This is a genomic window from Pseudomonas shirazica, from assembly GCF_015168335.1.
Classification (GTDB): domain Bacteria; phylum Pseudomonadota; class Gammaproteobacteria; order Pseudomonadales; family Pseudomonadaceae; genus Aquipseudomonas; species Aquipseudomonas asiatica.
This window is the reverse complement of the sequence record NZ_CP063456.1, coordinates 4,924,619-4,941,052: the sequence shown is the minus strand read 5'-3', so window position 1 is coordinate 4,941,052 and position 16,434 is coordinate 4,924,619. Positions and strand designations below refer to the sequence as shown.

Sequence of the window (16,434 nt, the reverse complement as noted above, 5' to 3'; positions counted from 1 at the left end):
GCACGAGCATGAGTACGAAAGTGATCAGCCTGGTTTCCATCGGTGCCCACCCCAGCTCCGGCCGCGCTCGCCGCGCCGAGCAGGATGCGCGCGCCGTGGAGCTGGGTTTGCAGCTGGCTGGGGATAACTTGCAGGTGGTGCATGCCGGCGACCCACGGGAAGAGGCGCTGCGCGCCTACCTGGGGATGGGCCTGGACCATCTGGATGTGCTGGAGCAGCCGGCTGGTGCCGACGTGCTGGGCGTGCTCGGGGATTACCTGCGCGATGCCGGGGCACAGCTGGTGCTGACTGGTAGCCAGGCCGAGACCGGCGAAGGGTCGGGCATGTTGCCGTTCCTGCTGGCCGAAAAGCTCGGCTGGCCGCTGATTGTGGGGTTGGCTGAAGTGGAGTCGATCGACAACGGCACCGCCCAGGTATTGCAGGCGCTGCCGCGCGGTCAGCGGCGTCGGCTGAAGGTGCGTCTGCCGTTGCTGGCGACTGTGGATAACGCTGCGCCCAAGCCGCGCCAGAGCGCTTTCGGGCCGGCGCGTCGGGGTGTGTTGGCGGCACGCAACGTGGCTATCGTCGAGGACGAACTGCTGGCCGAAGCCGAACTGCAGCCAGCCCGCCCACGGCCCAAGCGGCTTAAGGTGATCAAGGCCAAGAGCGGTGCCGACCGGATGAAGGCGGCGACGGCCAAGGCCAGTGGTGGCGGTGGCAAGGTATTGAAGGACGTTTCTCCACAGGAAGGCGCCGAGGCCATCCTCAAGCTGCTGGTGGAAGAAGGCGTGCTGCGCTAGAGCCTCACGCGGTCCCGGTGTAGGAGCGGCCTTGTGTCGCGATGGGCTGCGCAGCAGCCCCGGTTATCTTGATTCGTAGTCGAGATCCTGGGGCCGCGCTGCGGCCCATCGCGACACAAGGCCGCTCCTACATTCCATACACAGCCTCGATCGGTCGCTTTTGCCCACCGAATCTGTTCGCCAAGGTGTGGATAAAGTGTTGGCGCATGGCCGCAGCCCTTGTATGACGTGACCTCCAAGCTTTTGATCAAAAAACGATCAGTATTATCCCTGCCTTCGCATGCAAAGCACGGCAGCACCCTGCTGATTTTGCCCACAATCGCTGTTAGTCGGTCTGTGGATAATCTGTTCGGCATCACCTGTAAGCGGCGTAGTCAAAGGCTTTGGCAGATCTGTTCAAAAATTGAACAATCCCGCCCGGATGCTACGCGATGCCTGAAAATCAAGCCCTTGGGTCACTTATCAACAGGGCGATAGCAAAAAGCTCATTGGTTGCCCACAAAGTCTGTTGGTGTTTCTGTGGACAAGATGTATGAACTCCGCTGTAGCCCAGTTAATACGCGACCTTGGCTGATATGGTCAAATAATGATCAAGGTCCTACCTGACATTTTTGCCAGTACGCAAATGTTAAACCGACCATTACCGTATCCACAGGTCTTCGTATTTGTGAATAACTCATGGCGACATACCTGCTAAATGCCGATCGGCAGCACTCTGTACTGGGTACGTATCCCGGCGGCCCCCGTGCTTATGCGCCTTATGGAGTCATGAGCGCCGCCTGCGCACCAGGGCTGGCATTTTGTGGAGAGTATCGGGACCCAGTGACTGGGAATTACCCACTAGGAAATGGCCATCGTACCTACACACCCTCGCTCATGCGTTTCCAGTCACCCGACACGCAAAGCCCGTTCGGCGAGGGCGGGCTCAATGCTTATTTGTACTGCCTTGGTGACCCGGTCAACCACCGCGATCCCACAGGGCAGAAGGCAGAGGATTATGTACTGCCAGTGCTGAGTATCCTTACCAACGTGCTAGGTCTGTTTATCAGCGGGCTACGATTCAGAGCTTTCGTCAAGCAGGTGGGTGCTAGTCGAAGAATTGCCGTGGAAAGCCTTTCACCGTCGATTATGCCGCCAACACGACAGGATTGGGCTTTGTCCAGCGTGAGTGCGGTCGCTGGCGTTGCGGGGTTGACCATTGGTGTTGTGAGAACGGCCGATCCTGAAAACAACTGGCAGACATGGGCCTTGGCTACGCTGACCGTTGTGTCGCTCGCAACGACGGGCTATGAGGCATGGGGGCTGGCTCAGGAGAAGCCATGGAAACCGGATACGCCTGTCGCTGTGAGGCGGCGAGAATCTCCGCCTACCGCAGATGATGTGAACACTTCAGCGGCCGAGATCAGAGGCATGACCCCATCCCAGAAATACGGATAGCGACATCTGTCGCTATCCGCTTATCCCGGGCAGTTACTGCGCCTGCACTTCTTTCAGGTAAGGCGCAGGTTCCGCGCCCAGATTGTTCAGCAAGCGCTGGCTATACCAGTCAATGAAGTTGACCACGCCAAACTCGTAGGTCTTCGAGTAAGGCCCAGGCTGATAAGCAGTGGAGTTGATCCCACGCTGGTTCTCTTCAGCCAAACGACGGTCCTGATCGTTGGTTGCGTCCCAGACCTTGCGCATCTGCTCAGGGTCGTAGTCCACGCCTTCCACGGCATCCTTGTGCACCAGCCACTTGGTGGTGACCATGGTTTCCTGGGCGCTGATCGGCCACACGGTGAACACGATCATGTGGTCGCCCATGCAGTGGTTCCAGGAGTGTGGCAGGTGCAGGATGCGCATCGAGCCCAGGTCGGGGTTCTTGATGCGGCCCATCAGCTTCTTGCATGCCTGCTTGCCATCCATGGTCATCGACACGGTCCCCTTGAGCAGCGGCATGCGCACGATACGGTTACGCAGGCCATGGCTCTTGTGCAGGTACGGGATCTTCTCGGCTTCCCAGGCAGCGGCGGAGGCGGCTACGTGGTCCTTGAAGGCCTGGTCGGCGCGAGGGTCGTTGGTGTCGTCCCACTCCAGCAGGGTTTTCAGCAGTTCAGGGTGCGACCCATTGCAGTGGTAGCACTCGCGGTTGTTTTCCAGCACCAGTTTCCAGTTGGCCTTTTCCATCAAGGTGGTTTGTACCGCCACCTTGGTGTTTTCCATATCGTACGGTTCCATGTAGTGGTCCAGGGTGGCCAGGAACTCGTCGATGGCGGGCGGGTTTTCCGCCAGGCTGATGAAGATGTAGCCGCCAGCGACCTTCACGTTCACCGGCTTCAGGCCATACTGGTTCATGTCGAAGTCGGCGCCCATTTCAGTGCCGGCGAACAGCAAGCGGCCGTCCAGCTCGTAGGTCCACTGGTGGTAAGGGCAGACCAGCTTGGCCACCTTGCCTTTTTCGCTGGTGCACAGACGCGAGCCGCGGTGGCGGCAGACGTTATGGAAGGCATGCACCTTACCCTCGGCACCACGGATCACGATGATCGGGTTCTTGCCGATCTGCAGGGTCAGGAAGTTGCCCTTTGTCGGAATCTCGCTTACCAGCCCCGCGATCAGCCACTCCTTGTGGAAGATCTCCTGCATGTCGATCTGGAACAGACGCTCGTCGGTGTAGAAAGGCTGGGGCAGCGAGTAGGTGCGCTCGCGGGTCTGCAGCATCTCGGCGGTGGCCTTGCGTGCAGGTTCCAGTGGATCGCCCAGGCTCAGGGTTGCGGTGACGTCCATCGTGTATTCCTCGGGGCCGTGTGCGGCCGGCAAAAGGTGGCTAATCGTTGTTGTGGTGCCGCAAGGCTGCTCATCAGAAACAGCTAGTTGTTTTGCCGTGGAGTGTGCGTCCGAAGGCGTCATGAACCGTATCCATGGGCGACATGGCCGATTTGAATTACGACGCGCCAGCCCTTGCAGTGCGGGGCTGGTCGCGATAAGCACGCCGATGTCGCTGGCAGGAATGTACGTCGTCTTCAGCTTGCGCATTATCCAAGCCATAAAACGGCCAATAGTCGGCTGCTGGAGATGAACATGTCCGATACCTTCCTCAATCCGGTCACTACCCAGACCTGGGCCAACGGCCGCCACATCGTGCGCTGCGTCAAGGTCATCCAGGAGACCTGGGACGTGCGCACGTTCTGCTTCATGGCCGATCAACCGATCATGTTCTTCTTCAAGCCGGGGCAGTTCGTCACCCTGGAGCTGGAGATCGAAGGCAAGCCGGTGATGCGTTCCTACACCATCTCCAGTTCGCCGTCGGTGCCCTACAGCTTCTCGATCACGGTCAAGCGCGTACCGGGCGGCCTGGTGTCCAACTTCCTTCACGACACCATGCACGAAGGCGCCGAGCTGCCGGTGCATGGCCCGGTGGGGCTGTTCAACGCCATCGATTTCCCGGCGCAAAAGGTGCTGTACCTCTCGGGCGGTGTCGGGATCACCCCGGTCATGTCGATGGCGCGCTGGTTCTACGACACCAACGGCAATGTCGACATGGTGTTCGTGCACAGCGCCCGTTCGCCGAAGGACATCATCTACCATCGTGAACTGGAGCAGATGGCCTCGCGCATCCCCAATTTCAGCCTGCACATCATTTGTGAAAAGCATGGCCTGGGTGAGCCGTGGGCGGGTTATCGCGGTTACCTCAACCAGCGCCTGATGGAGCTGATCGCGCCGGACTACATGGACCGTGTGGTGTTCTGCTGCGGCCCGACGCCATACATGACTGCGGTCAAGCGCATGCTCGAAGCGGTCGGCTTCGACATGAAGAACTATCACGAGGAATCGTTCGGTGCGACGCCGCCTGAGGCCAAAGCCGATGCGGTGGAGCATGCCGAGCAGGCTGCCGACGCGCCGGAACTGGATGCGGCCGACCTCAACCTGGTGGAGTTCATCGGCAGCGAGAAGAGCATCCGCATCGCCCCGGGCGAGACCGTGCACGCGGCGGCGGCCAAGGTTGGCCTGATGATCCCGAAAGCCTGCGGTATGGGCATTTGCGGCACCTGCAAGGTGCTCAAGCTGGGCGGCGAAGTGGAGATGGAGCACAACGGCGGCATTACCGAAGAGGACGAAGCCGAGGGCTACATCCTGTCGTGCTGCAGTGTGCCGAAAGGGGATGTGCGGATCGATTACTGATCCGGTGTTCCCAGGGCCGCAAAGCGGCCCTGTTCTGTTTCACAACTGGTATTTCCGACAGTTCCAGATTACCCGAGGTACCAAATAGAATTGCCTCAGTCCTCTTTGAGTATTGAGCATGAACCGTTGCCATTTGCTAGTTGTGGATATGAGCGGTTCAGTGTTTTACCGCAGCCACTGCAGAACACACGGCGCATATGACCCCTATGGTGCACATCCGGGCAATGCTGCTTGGGTACTCGCATTTAATGGCGAGCGCCGAGATAACCTCACAGGCTTTTATCTGCTCGGCAATGGCAGAAGAGCATATAGCTCCGCATCAAGGCGATTCTTGTCTGCAGACCAGCTGAGCCCATTTTCCAAGGGGGGTATCAATGCTTATGCCTATTGCTTGGGAGATCCGGTTAACAGGCAAGATCCGAGCGGAGCATTCAGCATTCTCTCGTTTCTCAAAAGCGCGATATGGCTAGGCTCGCGGATTAAAGCAGCTTGGGCTCGTCCAGCTGGATTGAAGGTGTTGGCTGAAGCGGCTAAATGGACGGCCGGTATCGGAGGCAGCCTGGCTTTTTACGGAGTACCTGGTGGTAAAGAGTTGGCGACTGCTGGGAGTATTGTGAAGGCCGGGTTAAAAGGATTTTCAGTCGGCAGGGCGCTGCAGAAAGAGGTTGAGAATAGTTTTGGGCCTCTCATGATGGATTTGGCTGGGGCTGAATTTTCGCCCTTCGTTGGCCCTACCACCGCCAGCGAGTCTCCAAGCCCCTTGGAGCTTGCTGAACAGATCAGGGCTGCATCTCGCCAACCCATTAAAGTCCAAGGCAAGGCGTGACAATTCTGCAATCACCGCACGGGTCTGTTGCGCCCCGGTAGCACTCTGCACCGACAGCTCATTGATGTTTGCCAGGTTGCGTCCACTTTCCGCGCCACTTCTTCCACAGCGCTGATCATCTCGATGAGGGTGCTGGCCGCCTGTTCGATTTCGTTGTTCTGCTGCTGGCCACGGGCGCTTTCGTCAGTCCTTTTCCTGACCGGCGGTTGATCCAGGTCGGAACAAGGGGCCGGCTACCCTGTCAATCTGCGGGTTAGACACTTTGTGAATCCGATATTTAATGGCGATGGGCCGCACTTTTCTTTATCGTGTGCGCCCCTCGCAACAACCTGAGATAGACCCATGCTGGAAGCTTCCCTGAATCAAATCGAGCAACTGGTCAGCGACCTGATGCAGAAGAACGCTCAACTCACCGAGCAGAACGCCGCCCTCGGTCAGGAACTGGCCCAGGCCAAGGAAGAGAACGAAACCCTGCAGCTGTCGCTGATGGAGCAGGAAGAGAAGAACGGCAGCACCGCCGCACGCCTGCAGGCCCTGCTCGAGCGCGCCAACGCCGGCGTCGTAGGCGCATGACACTGCGAGCGCAGCCGATCAATGTCGTGTCGATCCTCGGCAACGACTATTCGATCAAGGCGCCTGAAGGCCAGGAAGCGACCCTGGCCCAGGCGGTGCAGATGCTCAACACCGCCCTGGCCCAGACCAAGCGTCAGTACCCGACCCTGATCGGCGACAAGCTGCTGGTGCTGGCCGCGCTGAACCTGTGTTCGCGGCAGATCGAGCTGCAGGATGAGCACCGCAAGACGCTGGAGCGTACCCAGGCGCAGATCGATGCCACGGTGGACGCCATCGTGCGGACCATAGCCGAACAATAAGGCCTTGCATCGACCTCTGTGGGAGCGGATTCACCCGCGAATGCGTCAGTGCAGTCAGCATCGCATTCGCGGGTAAACCCGCTCCCACAGGGTATCTGATTGCTTCAGGTCACTAGATTAACTGCATACGCAAGTGTATACACTTTCCGCAAACAATAATTATGCGGGGAGTAGGGCATGCGTATCTGGCGTAAAAGCATCCAGTGGCAGTTGATCTCCAGCATGGGCGCAGCCCTGCTGGCGAGCATCCTGGTGGTGGTCATCATTTTCACGGTGGCGCTAAACCGTCTCACCGAACGCTACCTGGTCGATACCGCGCTGCCCGCCAGCATCGAGGCCATCCGCAACGACATCGAGCGCATGCTCGGCCAGCCGCTGGTGGCGGCGGCAGATATTGCCGGCAACACCCTGCTGCGCGACTGGCTTGCCGCCGGTGAAGACCCCGCCCATGCCGCTTCATTCATCGAATACCTGACCGCCGCCAAGCAGCGCAACCGGGCCTTCACCACTTTGTTCGTTTCGACCGAAACCGGCCACTACTACAACGAGAATGGCATGGACCGTACCCTCAGCCGCGGCAACCCCAAGGACAAATGGTTCTACGGCTACATCGACAGCGGTGCCGAACGCCTGATCAACATCGACATCGACGGTGCCACCGGCGAGCTCGCGCTGTTCATCGACTATCGTGTGGAAAAGAATGGCCAACTGGTCGGTGTGGCCGGTATGGGCCTGCGCATGACCGAACTGTCGAAGCTGATCCATGACTTCAAATTTGGCGAGCACGGGAAGGTGTTCCTGGTGCGTAACGATGGCCTGATCCAGGTTCATCCGGACGCTGCCTTCAGCGGCAAACGCCAGCTCACCGAACAGCTCGGCGCGGATGCCGCCAAGGTGCTGATGACTGGCGGCGAAGGCCTGCGCAGCAGCCGCTTCAGCCGTGACGGCGAAAGCTACCTGGCGCTCGGACTGCCCCTTCGCGACCTCAACTGGACCCTGGTGGCCGAGGTGCCCGAGGAGGAAATCTACGCGCCAATGCACCAGGCGGTATGGCTGACCAGCCTGATCGGTGGTGCCGTGGCCCTGGTGTCGCTGCTGCTGGTGGTGCTGCTGGCGCGTGGCCTGGTGCGGCCGATCCGCCGCGTGACAGCGGCGCTGGTGCAGATTGGCAGCGGCGCGGGTGACCTCAGCCACCGGCTGGACGATTCACGCCAGGACGAACTGGGCGACCTGGCGCGTGGTTTCAACCGCTTCCTCGACAGCCAGCGCCGGTTGATCGGCGAGGTATTGCACACTTCCGAGCGGCTGCACCTGGCGGTCGAGCAGGTGACACAGGTGGTGGACAACACCGCCGAGCGTTCCGGGCGCCAGCAGGAAATGACCGAAATGGTCGCTACCGCCGTGCACGAAATGGGTTTGACCGTGCAGGACATTGCCCGCAATGCCGGTGATGCGGCCCAGGCCTCGCAGTCGGCGAGGGACGAAGCCCTGCAGGCGCGTGAAGTGGTGCAACGCTCGATCCGTGGTATCGAGGGGATGTCGGGTGATATCGGCAAGGCGGCCGATGCAGTCAGCCAGCTGGCCGAGGAAGTAGCTTCGATCGACGAAGTTCTTGCGGTTATCCGTAGTATTTCCGAGCAAACCAACCTGCTGGCGCTGAATGCCGCCATCGAGGCGGCCAGGGCAGGGGAGATGGGCCGTGGGTTTGCCGTGGTGGCCGATGAGGTGCGTACCTTGGCCCGGCGCACGCAGCTGTCCACCGACGAAGTGCAGCAGATGATCCAGCGCTTGAAGCAGGGCGCGGGTTCGGCTGTGAGTTCGATGCAGGCTGGGCAGCAGGCGACGGGTAGCGGGGTGGAGTCGAGCCAGCGCACCGGAGCGTCATTGGGGGCGATCACTGACCAGGTCGAGCACATCAGCGACATGAACCATCAGGTAGCTACTGCGACCGAAGAGCAGTCGGCGGTGACCGAGGAGATCAATCGTACGGTGCAGGGGATTTCCGACCTGGCGCGGGAGACCGCGGCGGAGGTGCAGGGCTGTCGTGAAGAGTGCCAGGCGCTGCGTGGCTTGGCGGATGACCTGGCGCGGCAGATGGGTGGGTTCAGGCTTTAGATCAGGGCTTCTTCGCGGGCTTGCCCGCTCCCACAGGTACTGCACAGCTCTCGACGGCTGCGATGTTCCTGTGGGAGATTGCCCAACCCTTTGGGCTGCGCTGTCGCGCAGAGAACCAATATCGCTCGTCTGACGCGTCCTTTGTAGGAGCAGCCTTGTGCTGCGAAGAGGCCGGTACAGCCAATAGACAGGCTTTGTCAGCCCCGGCCTCTTCGCAGCACAAGGCTGCTCCTACAGGGCCTCGCCGAACCAATGAGTCATGTGTTGCTCTATGAGAGCGGGCATGCCCGCGAATGCGGGCTGTCAGGCGCCGATGATGCTGCGGATATCCGCCGCCAGCTCGCGCACCCGCTCTTGCTCGGTATCCCACGAGCACATGAACCGCGCCCCGCCGCTACCAATGAAGGTATAGAACCGCCACCCCTTGGCGCGCAGTGCGTCGATCGCGTGCTCTGGCATCTGCAGAAACACCCCGTTGGCCTCGACCGGGAACATCAGCTCCACCCCCGGCAAGTCACTCACCAGCGAGGCGAGCAACTGCGCGCAATGGTTGGCATGCGTGCCATGGCGAAGCCAGGCGCCATCTTCCAGCAGGCCCACCCAAGGCGCCGACAGGAAGCGCATCTTCGATGCCAGTTGCCCGGCCTGCTTGCAGCGGTAGTCGAAGTCCTCGGCCAGTTGGCGGTTGAAGAACAGGATCGCCTCGCCCACCGCCATGCCGTTCTTGGTGCCGCCAAAGCACAGTACATCGACACCGGCCTTCCAGGTCAGCTCTGCCGGGCTGCAGCCCAGGAACGAGCAGGCATTGCTGAAGCGTGCGCCGTCCATGTGCAGGTTCAGCCCCAGCTCCTTGCAGGTGGCGCTGATCGCCTTCAGCTCGTCGGGGCGATAGACGGTGCCCACCTCGGTGGCCTGGGTAATGGTCACCACCCGTGGCTTGGGGTAGTGGATGTCCTGACGCTTCAGCGCCACTTCGCGGATCGACTGTGGTGTCAGCTTGCCGTTGACGCTGGGCGCGGTCAGCAGCTTGGAGCCGTTGGAGAAGAACTCTGGCGCACCGCACTCGTCGGTTTCGACGTGGGCGGTCTCGGAGCAGATCACGCTGTGGTAGCTCTGGCACAGCGAGGCCAGGGCCAGGGAGTTGGCGGCGGTGCCGTTGAAGGCGAAGAACACCTCGCAGTCGGTTTCGAACAGCTTGCGGAAGTATTCCGCGGCGCGTTCGGTCCACTGGTCGTCGCCGTAGGCGCGGTCGTGGCCATGGTTGGCCTTTTCCATCGCTGCCCAGGCTTCGGGGCAGATGCCGGAATAGTTGTCGCTGGCGAATTGTTGGCTCTTATCTGTCATGACACTGTCCTGTGAACGACGCAGAACAGCACTCTAAACCATCGATTCAGCAGTTGCCTATACAAGCGGTGCATCGGCTGATTTCAGCGGTGCCTGTACTGGGCCTATCGCCGGCAAGCTGGCTCCCACAGGTACTCCACAGGGCTTGAGAGCAATGTCATTCCTGTGGGAGCCGGCTTGCCGGCGATGAGGCCAGAGAGGCCAGTGCAAAACGAATGTCGTAAACGCGCCATTGCAAGGCGTGCGCAGGCATCTGACCCGCCCCGGCCAGTCATAACATCGCCACAAAGGGCCACAGTGCCCCACGACAAAAAACGATCGCTGCCGGGAGATACACGATGTTCAGCAAGCAAGACCAGATTCAGGGTTACGACGATGCACTGCTGGCGGCGATGAATGCCGAAGAACAGCGCCAGGAAGACCATATCGAGCTGATCGCCTCGGAAAACTACACCTCCAAGCGCGTGATGCAGGCCCAAGGCAGCGGCCTGACCAACAAGTACGCCGAAGGCTACCCGGGCAAGCGCTACTACGGCGGCTGCGAGCACGTGGACAAGGTAGAGGCCCTGGCCATCGAGCGCGCCAAGCAGCTGTTCGGTGCCGACTACGCCAACGTCCAGCCGCACTCCGGCTCCTCGGCCAACGCTGCGGTCTACCTGGCCCTGCTGCAGGCTGGTGACACCATCCTCGGCATGAGCCTGGCCCACGGCGGCCACCTGACCCACGGTGCCAAGGTGTCGTCTTCGGGCAAACTGTACAACGCTGTGCAATACGGCATCGACACCAACACCGGCCTGATCGACTACGACGAAGTCGAGCGCCTGGCTGTCGAGCACAAGCCAAAAATGATCGTTGCCGGCTTCTCGGCCTACTCCAAGACCCTCGACTTCCCACGCTTCCGCGCCATCGCCGACAAGGTCGGTGCGCTGCTGTTCGTCGACATGGCCCACGTAGCCGGCCTGGTTGCCGCTGGCCTGTACCCGAACCCGATCCCGTTCGCCGATGTGGTTACCACCACTACTCACAAGACCCTGCGCGGCCCACGTGGCGGCCTGATCCTTGCCAAGTCGAACGAAGAGATCGAGAAGAAGCTGAACGCCGCGGTGTTCCCTGGCGCCCAGGGCGGCCCGCTGATGCACGTGATCGCCGCCAAGGCCGTTTGCTTCAAGGAAGCGCTGGAGCCTGAATTCAAGGCCTACCAGCAACAAGTGATCGAAAACGCCCAGGCCATGGCCCAGGTGTTCATCGACCGCGGCTACGACGTGGTTTCCGGCGGCACCGACAACCACCTGTTCCTGGTCAGCCTGATCCGCCAGGGCCTCACCGGCAAAGATGCCGACGCCGCCCTGGGCCGCGCGCACATCACCGTCAACAAGAACGCCGTGCCGAATGACCCGCAGTCGCCATTCGTCACCTCGGGCCTGCGCATCGGTACCCCGGCCGTTACCACCCGCGGCTTCAAGGTCGCTCAGTGCGTGGCCCTGGCCGGCTGGATCTGCGACATCCTCGACAACCTCGGTGACGCAGACGTCGAAGCCGATGTGGCGAAGAACGTCGCGGCCCTTTGCGCAGATTTCCCTGTTTACCGCTGAGTGGAGTCACACACCATGCAACGTTACTCGGGCTTCGGCCTTTTCAAGCACTCCCTCAGCCACCACGAGAACTGGCAGCGCATGTGGCGCACGCCAACCCCTAAAAAGGTCTACGACGTGGTTATCGTCGGCGGTGGCGGCCATGGCCTGGCCACGGCCTACTACCTGGCCAAAGAACACGGCATCACCAACGTTGCCGTGATCGAGAAGGGTTACCTGGGCGGCGGCAACACCGCCCGTAACACCACCATCGTGCGTTCCAACTACCTGTGGGACGAGTCGGCGCACCTGTATGAGCACGCCATGAAGCTGTGGGAGGGCCTGTCCCAGGACCTCAACTACAACGTGATGTTCTCCCAGCGCGGTGTGTACAACCTGTGCCACACCCTGCAGGACATGCGTGACTCCGAGCGCCGGGTCAGCGCCAACCGCCTGAACGGCGTGGATGGCGAGCTGCTCAACACCGCCCAGGTCGCGGCCGAGATCCCGTACCTGGATTGCTCGAAGAACACCCGCTACCCGATCCTTGGTGCCACCGTGCAGCGCCGTGGCGGCGTGGCCCGTCACGACGCCGTGGCCTGGGGCTTCGCCCGTGCCGCCGACGCCCTGGGCGTGGACCTGATCCAGCAGACCGAAGTGATCGGCTTCCGCAAGGAAAACGGCGCGGTCATCGGTGTGGAAACCAACAAAGGCTTCATCGGCGCCAAGCGCGTCGGCGTGGTCACCGCCGGTAACTCCGGGCACATGGCCAAGCTGGCCGGCTTCCGCCTGCCGCTGGAATCGCACCCGCTGCAAGCACTGGTATCCGAGCCGATCAAGCCGATCATCGACAGCGTGATCATGTCCAACGCCGTGCACGGCTACATCAGCCAGTCCGACAAGGGCGACCTGGTGATCGGTGCCGGTATCGACGGCTGGGTCGGCTACGGCCAGCGCGGTTCGTACCCGGTGATCGAGCATACCCTGCAGGCCATCGTCGAGATGTTCCCCAACCTCTCGCGCGTGCGCATGAACCGCCAGTGGGGCGGCATCGTCGATACCTCGCCGGACGCTTGCCCGATCATCACCAAGACCCCGGTCAAGAACATGTTCTTCAACTGCGGTTGGGGTACTGGCGGCTTCAAGGCGACCCCGGGTTCGGGCAACGTCTTCGCCGCGAGCCTGGCCAAGGGCGAAATGCACCCACTGGCCGCGCCGTTCTCCATGGACCGTTTCTACAACGGCGCACTGATCGACGAACACGGCGCCGCCGCCGTCGCCCACTAACCGGAGACACCGTCATGTTGCATATTTTCTGTCCCCACTGCGGCGAGCTGCGCTCCGAAGAAGAGTTCCACGCCTCTGGCCAGGCGCACATCGCCCGCCCGCTGGATCCTAACGCCTGCTCCGACGAGGAGTGGGGTACCTACATGTTCTACCGTGACAACCCACGCGGTATTCACCACGAACTGTGGGACCACGTTGCCGGCTGCCGCCAGTATTTCAACGTCACCCGCGACACCGTGACCTACGAGATTCTGGAAACCTACAAGATTGGCGAGAAGCCGCAAGTGACCGCCAGCGGCAAGCAGAGCAGCGCCGCGTCGACCGTCAAAGGCCAAGGGGAAAAAGTATGAGCCAGACCTATCGCCTCGCCAGCGGCGGCCGTATCGACCGCAGCAAGGTCCTGAACTTCACTTTCAACGGCAAGACCTATCAAGGTTATGCCGGTGACAGCCTGGCCGCCGCATTGCTGGCCAACGGCGTCGACATCGTCGGCCGCAGCTTCAAGTATTCGCGCCCACGCGGCATCATCGCCGCTGGTACCGAAGAGCCGAACGCCATCCTGCAGATCGGCTCCAGCGAAGCCACCCAGATCCCCAACGTGCGTGCCACCCAGCAGGCGCTGTACGCAGGTCTTGTAGCTACCAGCACCAACGGCTGGCCGAACGTCAACAACGACGTCATGGGCATCCTGGGCAAGGTGGGCGGCAGCATGATGCCGCCGGGCTTCTACTACAAAACCTTCATGTACCCGAAATCGTTCTGGATGACTTACGAGAAGTACATCCGCAAAGCCGCCGGCCTTGGCCGTGCGCCGCTGCAGAACGACCCGGACAGCTACGACTACATGAACCAGCACTGCGACGTGCTGATCGTCGGCGCCGGCCCTGCTGGCCTGGCCGCCGCACTGGCCGCTGCCCGCAGCGGTGCCCGCGTGATCCTGGCTGACGAGCAGGAAGAGTTCGGCGGCAGCCTGCTCGACACCCGCGAAACCCTCGACGGCAAGCCTGCTACCGATTGGGTCAACGCCGTGGTCAAGGAGCTGGAAAGCCTGCCGGAAGTGACCCTGCTGCCACGTGCCACGGTCAACGGCTACCACGACCATAACTTCCTGACCATCCACGAGCGCCTCACCGACCACCTCGGCGACCGCGCCCCGATCGGTCAGGTTCGCCACCGCGTGCACCGCGTGCGTGCCAAGCGCGTGGTGCTGGCTGCCGGCGCCCACGAGCGCCCGCTGGTGTACGGCAACAACGACGTGCCGGGCAACATGCTGGCTGGTGCCGTTTCCACCTACGTACGCCGTTACGGCGTGGCCCCGGGCCGCAAGCTGGTGCTGTCGACCAACAACGACCACGCCTACCGCGCCGCGCTGGACTGGCACGACGCCGGCCTGCAAGTGGTCGCCATTGCCGACGCCCGCCACAACCCGCGTGGCTCGCTGGTTGAAGAAGCACGTGCCAAAGGCATCCGCATCCTCACCTCCAGCGCCGTGATCGAGGCCAAGGGCAGCAAGCACGTCACCGGCGCCCGTGTGGCCGCCATCGATGTGCAGGCACACAAGGTCACCAGCCCTGGCGAAACTCTCGAGTGCGACCTGATCGCCACCTCCGGCGGTTACAGCCCGATCGTGCACCTGGCTTCGCACCTGGGCGGTCGCCCGGTATGGCGTGAAGACATCCTCGGCTTCGTGCCGGGCGATGCTCCGCAGAAACGCGAATGCGTGGGTGGCATCAACGGCGTCTACGCCCTGGGCGACGTGATCGCCGATGGCTTCGAGGGCGGCGTTCGCGCAGCCACCGAAGCGGGCTTCAAGGCCACCGTTGGCAGCCTGCCGAAAACCGTTGCACGCAAGGAAGAGGCCACTGTGGCGCTGTTCCAGGTGCCGCACGACAAAGGCACTGCCCGTGCACCCAAGCAGTTCGTTGACCAGCAGAACGACGTCACCGCAGCCGCCATCGAACTGGCCACCCGCGAAGGCTTCGAGTCGGTCGAGCACGTGAAACGCTACACCGCGCTGGGCTTCGGTACCGACCAGGGCAAACTGGGCAACATCAACGGCCTGGCCATTGCCGCCCGTTCGATCGGCATCACCATCCCGGAAATGGGCACCACCATGTTCCGTCCCAACTACACGCCGGTTACCTTCGGCGCGGTAGCGGGCCGTCACTGTGGTCACCTGTTCGAGCCCGTACGCTTCACCGCCCTGCATGCCTGGCACGTGAAGAACGGCGCCGAGTTCGAAGATGTCGGCCAGTGGAAGCGCCCATGGTACTTCCCGAAAGCCGGTGAAGACATCCACGCCGCCGTGGCCCGTGAATGCAAGGCCGTGCGCGACAGCGTGGGCCTGCTGGACGCCTCGACCCTGGGCAAGATCGACATCCAGGGCCCGGACGCGCGTGAGTTCCTCAACCGCATCTACACCAACGCCTGGACCAAGCTCGACGTGGGCAAGGCCCGCTATGGCCTGATGTGCAAGGAAGACGGCATGGTCTTCGACGACGGCGTAACCGCCTGCGTCGGCGACAACCACTTCATCATGACCACCACCACTGGTGGCGCCGCCCGCGTGCTGCAGTGGATGGAGCTGTACCACCAGACCGAATGGCCGGAACTGAAGGTGTACTTCACCTCGGTCACCGACCACTGGGCCACCATGACCCTGTCCGGCCCGAACAGCCGCAAGCTGCTCAGCGAGCTGACCGACATCGACATGGACAAGGAAGCCTTCCCGTTCATGACCTGGAAAGAAGGCAACGTCGGCGGCGTACCGGCCCGGGTGTTCCGTATCTCGTTCACCGGCGAGCTGTCGTACGAAGTCAACGTACAGGCCAACTACGCCATGGGCGTGCTGGAACAGATCATCGAGGCAGGCAAGAAGTACAACCTGACCCCGTACGGCACCGAGACCATGCACGTACTGCGTGCCGAGAAGGGCTTCATCATCGTTGGCCAGGACACTGACGGCTCAATGACCCCGGATGACCTGAACATGAGCTGGTGCGTGGGCCGCAACAAGCCGTATTCGTGGATCGGCCTGCGTGGCATGAACCGCGAAGACTGCGTGCGCGAAAACCGCAAGCAGCTGGTGGGCCTGAAGCCGGTCGACCCGACCAAGTGGCTGCCGGAAGGCGCCCAGCTGGTGTTCGACCCGAAACAGCCGATCCCGATGGACATGGTTGGCCACGTCACCTCCAGCTATGCGTCCAACTCCCTGGGCTATTCGTTCGCCATGGGTGTGGTCAAAGGCGGCCTCAAGCGCATGGGCGAGCGCGTCTACTCGCCGCAGGCGGATGGCAGCGTGATCGAGGCGGAGATCGTGTCTTCGGTGTTCTTCGATCCGAAGGGTGAGCGGCAGAACGTTTGACTCCGGGCCCTGTGGGGGCAGGCCAGGCCCAATCGCCGGCAAGCCAGCTCCCACAGGATCGATGCAGCTTTGAAGGTTGGCGAGCTCCCTGTGGGAGCTGGCTTGCCGGCGATGAGGC

13 protein-coding genes and 1 pseudogene are annotated in these 16,434 nt (G+C 61.8%); 12 read left to right on the top strand and 2 right to left on the bottom strand.

Features of this window, described 5'->3' with window-relative positions:
* Window positions 1-8 precede the first annotated feature (8 nt).
* Together etfB and IMX18_RS22815 are read left to right on the top strand one after the other, a co-directional pair.
* Window positions 9-779, top strand: a complete 771-nt coding sequence (etfB, locus tag IMX18_RS22820) for an electron transfer flavoprotein subunit beta (protein ID WP_003257512.1) — start codon at window positions 9-11, stop codon at window positions 777-779.
* A gap of 678 nt (window positions 780-1,457) precedes the next feature.
* Window positions 1,458-2,216, top strand: a complete 759-nt coding sequence (locus IMX18_RS22815) for an RHS repeat-associated core domain-containing protein (protein ID WP_015268652.1) — start codon at window positions 1,458-1,460, stop codon at window positions 2,214-2,216.
* Window positions 2,217-2,249: 33 nt separating this feature from the next.
* Here the strand turns inward: IMX18_RS22815 and gbcA are convergent, their stop codons facing one another.
* A complete protein-coding gene (gene gbcA / locus IMX18_RS22810) occupies window positions 2,250-3,542 on the bottom strand; it encodes a glycine-betaine demethylase subunit GbcA (protein WP_015268653.1) in 1,293 nt (430 codons plus the stop codon).
* A 294-nt stretch (window positions 3,543-3,836) separates the two neighbouring features.
* Between gbcA and gbcB the strand changes: the two genes are divergently transcribed.
* From gbcB to IMX18_RS28585, 6 genes and pseudogenes are all read left to right on the top strand, one after another.
* Window positions 3,837-4,937, top strand: a complete 1,101-nt coding sequence (gbcB, locus tag IMX18_RS22805; protein ID WP_015268654.1) for a glycine-betaine demethylase subunit GbcB — start codon at window positions 3,837-3,839, stop codon at window positions 4,935-4,937.
* A gap of 118 nt (window positions 4,938-5,055) precedes the next feature.
* A complete protein-coding gene (locus IMX18_RS22800) occupies window positions 5,056-5,763 on the top strand; it encodes an RHS repeat-associated core domain-containing protein (protein ID WP_102059501.1) in 708 nt (235 codons plus the stop codon).
* Window positions 5,764-6,105: 342 nt separating this feature from the next.
* Window positions 6,106-6,336, top strand: coding sequence for a hypothetical protein (locus IMX18_RS22795; protein WP_003257514.1), 231 nt, complete (start codon window positions 6,106-6,108; stop codon window positions 6,334-6,336).
* Window positions 6,333-6,635: a cell division protein ZapA gene (locus tag IMX18_RS22790; protein WP_003257516.1), complete on the top strand. Its 303-nt coding sequence runs from the start codon at window positions 6,333-6,335 to the stop codon at window positions 6,633-6,635. The genes IMX18_RS22795 and IMX18_RS22790 overlap by 4 nt, the downstream gene beginning before the upstream one ends.
* 177 nt (window positions 6,636-6,812) lie before the next feature.
* A pseudogene (locus tag IMX18_RS28590) lies at window positions 6,813-7,838 on the top strand (cache domain-containing protein); the annotation flags it as partial.
* Window positions 7,839-8,012: 174 nt separating this feature from the next.
* Window positions 8,013-8,750: a methyl-accepting chemotaxis protein gene (locus tag IMX18_RS28585; RefSeq protein ID WP_372241091.1), complete on the top strand. Its 738-nt coding sequence runs from the start codon at window positions 8,013-8,015 to the stop codon at window positions 8,748-8,750.
* Between the two features lie 303 nt (window positions 8,751-9,053).
* Here IMX18_RS28585 and IMX18_RS22780 read toward each other — a convergent pair whose 3' ends face one another.
* Entirely contained in the window at window positions 9,054-10,094 is a 1,041-nt protein-coding gene (locus IMX18_RS22780) for a threonine aldolase family protein (protein ID WP_015268657.1), read from the bottom strand.
* Between the two features lie 338 nt (window positions 10,095-10,432).
* Between IMX18_RS22780 and IMX18_RS22775 the strand changes: the two genes are divergently transcribed.
* From IMX18_RS22775 to IMX18_RS22760, 4 genes are read left to right on the top strand one after another with little or no spacing between them, the layout of a single operon-like run.
* Window positions 10,433-11,686 carry a serine hydroxymethyltransferase gene (locus tag IMX18_RS22775; protein ID WP_013970518.1) on the top strand — a complete coding sequence of 418 codons (1,254 nt, stop codon included), beginning with the start codon at window positions 10,433-10,435 and terminating at the stop codon, window positions 11,684-11,686.
* Between the two features lie 15 nt (window positions 11,687-11,701).
* Window positions 11,702-12,952, top strand: coding sequence for a sarcosine oxidase subunit beta family protein (locus IMX18_RS22770; protein ID WP_003255680.1), 1,251 nt, complete (start codon window positions 11,702-11,704; stop codon window positions 12,950-12,952).
* A 14-nt stretch (window positions 12,953-12,966) separates the two neighbouring features.
* A complete protein-coding gene (locus IMX18_RS22765) occupies window positions 12,967-13,302 on the top strand; it encodes a sarcosine oxidase subunit delta (RefSeq protein WP_039613194.1) in 336 nt (111 codons plus the stop codon).
* Window positions 13,299-16,316: a sarcosine oxidase subunit alpha gene (locus tag IMX18_RS22760; protein WP_015268659.1), complete on the top strand. Its 3,018-nt coding sequence runs from the start codon at window positions 13,299-13,301 to the stop codon at window positions 16,314-16,316. The genes IMX18_RS22765 and IMX18_RS22760 overlap by 4 nt, the downstream gene beginning before the upstream one ends.
* The last annotated feature ends 118 nt before the right edge of the window (window positions 16,317-16,434 follow it).

Bases quoted from the DNA above. Each gene is read 5' to 3' on its own strand.
- IMX18_RS22765 (WP_039613194.1), top strand. From the start codon at position 12,967: ATGTTGCATATTTTCTGTCCCCACTGCGGCGAGCTGCGCTCCGAAGAA.
- IMX18_RS28585 (WP_372241091.1), top strand. From the start codon at position 8,013: ATGACCGAAATGGTCGCTACCGCCGTGCACGAAATGGGTTTGACCGTG.
- IMX18_RS22815 (WP_015268652.1), top strand. From the start codon at position 1,458: ATGGCGACATACCTGCTAAATGCCGATCGGCAGCACTCTGTACTGGGT.
- IMX18_RS22760 (WP_015268659.1), top strand. From the start codon at position 13,299: ATGAGCCAGACCTATCGCCTCGCCAGCGGCGGCCGTATCGACCGCAGC.
- IMX18_RS22800 (WP_102059501.1), top strand. From the start codon at position 5,056: ATGAACCGTTGCCATTTGCTAGTTGTGGATATGAGCGGTTCAGTGTTT.
- gbcB (WP_015268654.1), top strand. From the start codon at position 3,837: ATGTCCGATACCTTCCTCAATCCGGTCACTACCCAGACCTGGGCCAAC.
- IMX18_RS22780 (WP_015268657.1), bottom strand. From the start codon at position 10,094: ATGACAGATAAGAGCCAACAATTCGCCAGCGACAACTATTCCGGCATC.
- etfB (WP_003257512.1), top strand. From the start codon at position 9: ATGAGTACGAAAGTGATCAGCCTGGTTTCCATCGGTGCCCACCCCAGC.
- IMX18_RS22770 (WP_003255680.1), top strand. From the start codon at position 11,702: ATGCAACGTTACTCGGGCTTCGGCCTTTTCAAGCACTCCCTCAGCCAC.
- IMX18_RS22795 (WP_003257514.1), top strand. From the start codon at position 6,106: ATGCTGGAAGCTTCCCTGAATCAAATCGAGCAACTGGTCAGCGACCTG.
- gbcA (WP_015268653.1), bottom strand. From the start codon at position 3,542: ATGGACGTCACCGCAACCCTGAGCCTGGGCGATCCACTGGAACCTGCA.
- IMX18_RS22790 (WP_003257516.1), top strand. From the start codon at position 6,333: ATGACACTGCGAGCGCAGCCGATCAATGTCGTGTCGATCCTCGGCAAC.
- IMX18_RS22775 (WP_013970518.1), top strand. From the start codon at position 10,433: ATGTTCAGCAAGCAAGACCAGATTCAGGGTTACGACGATGCACTGCTG.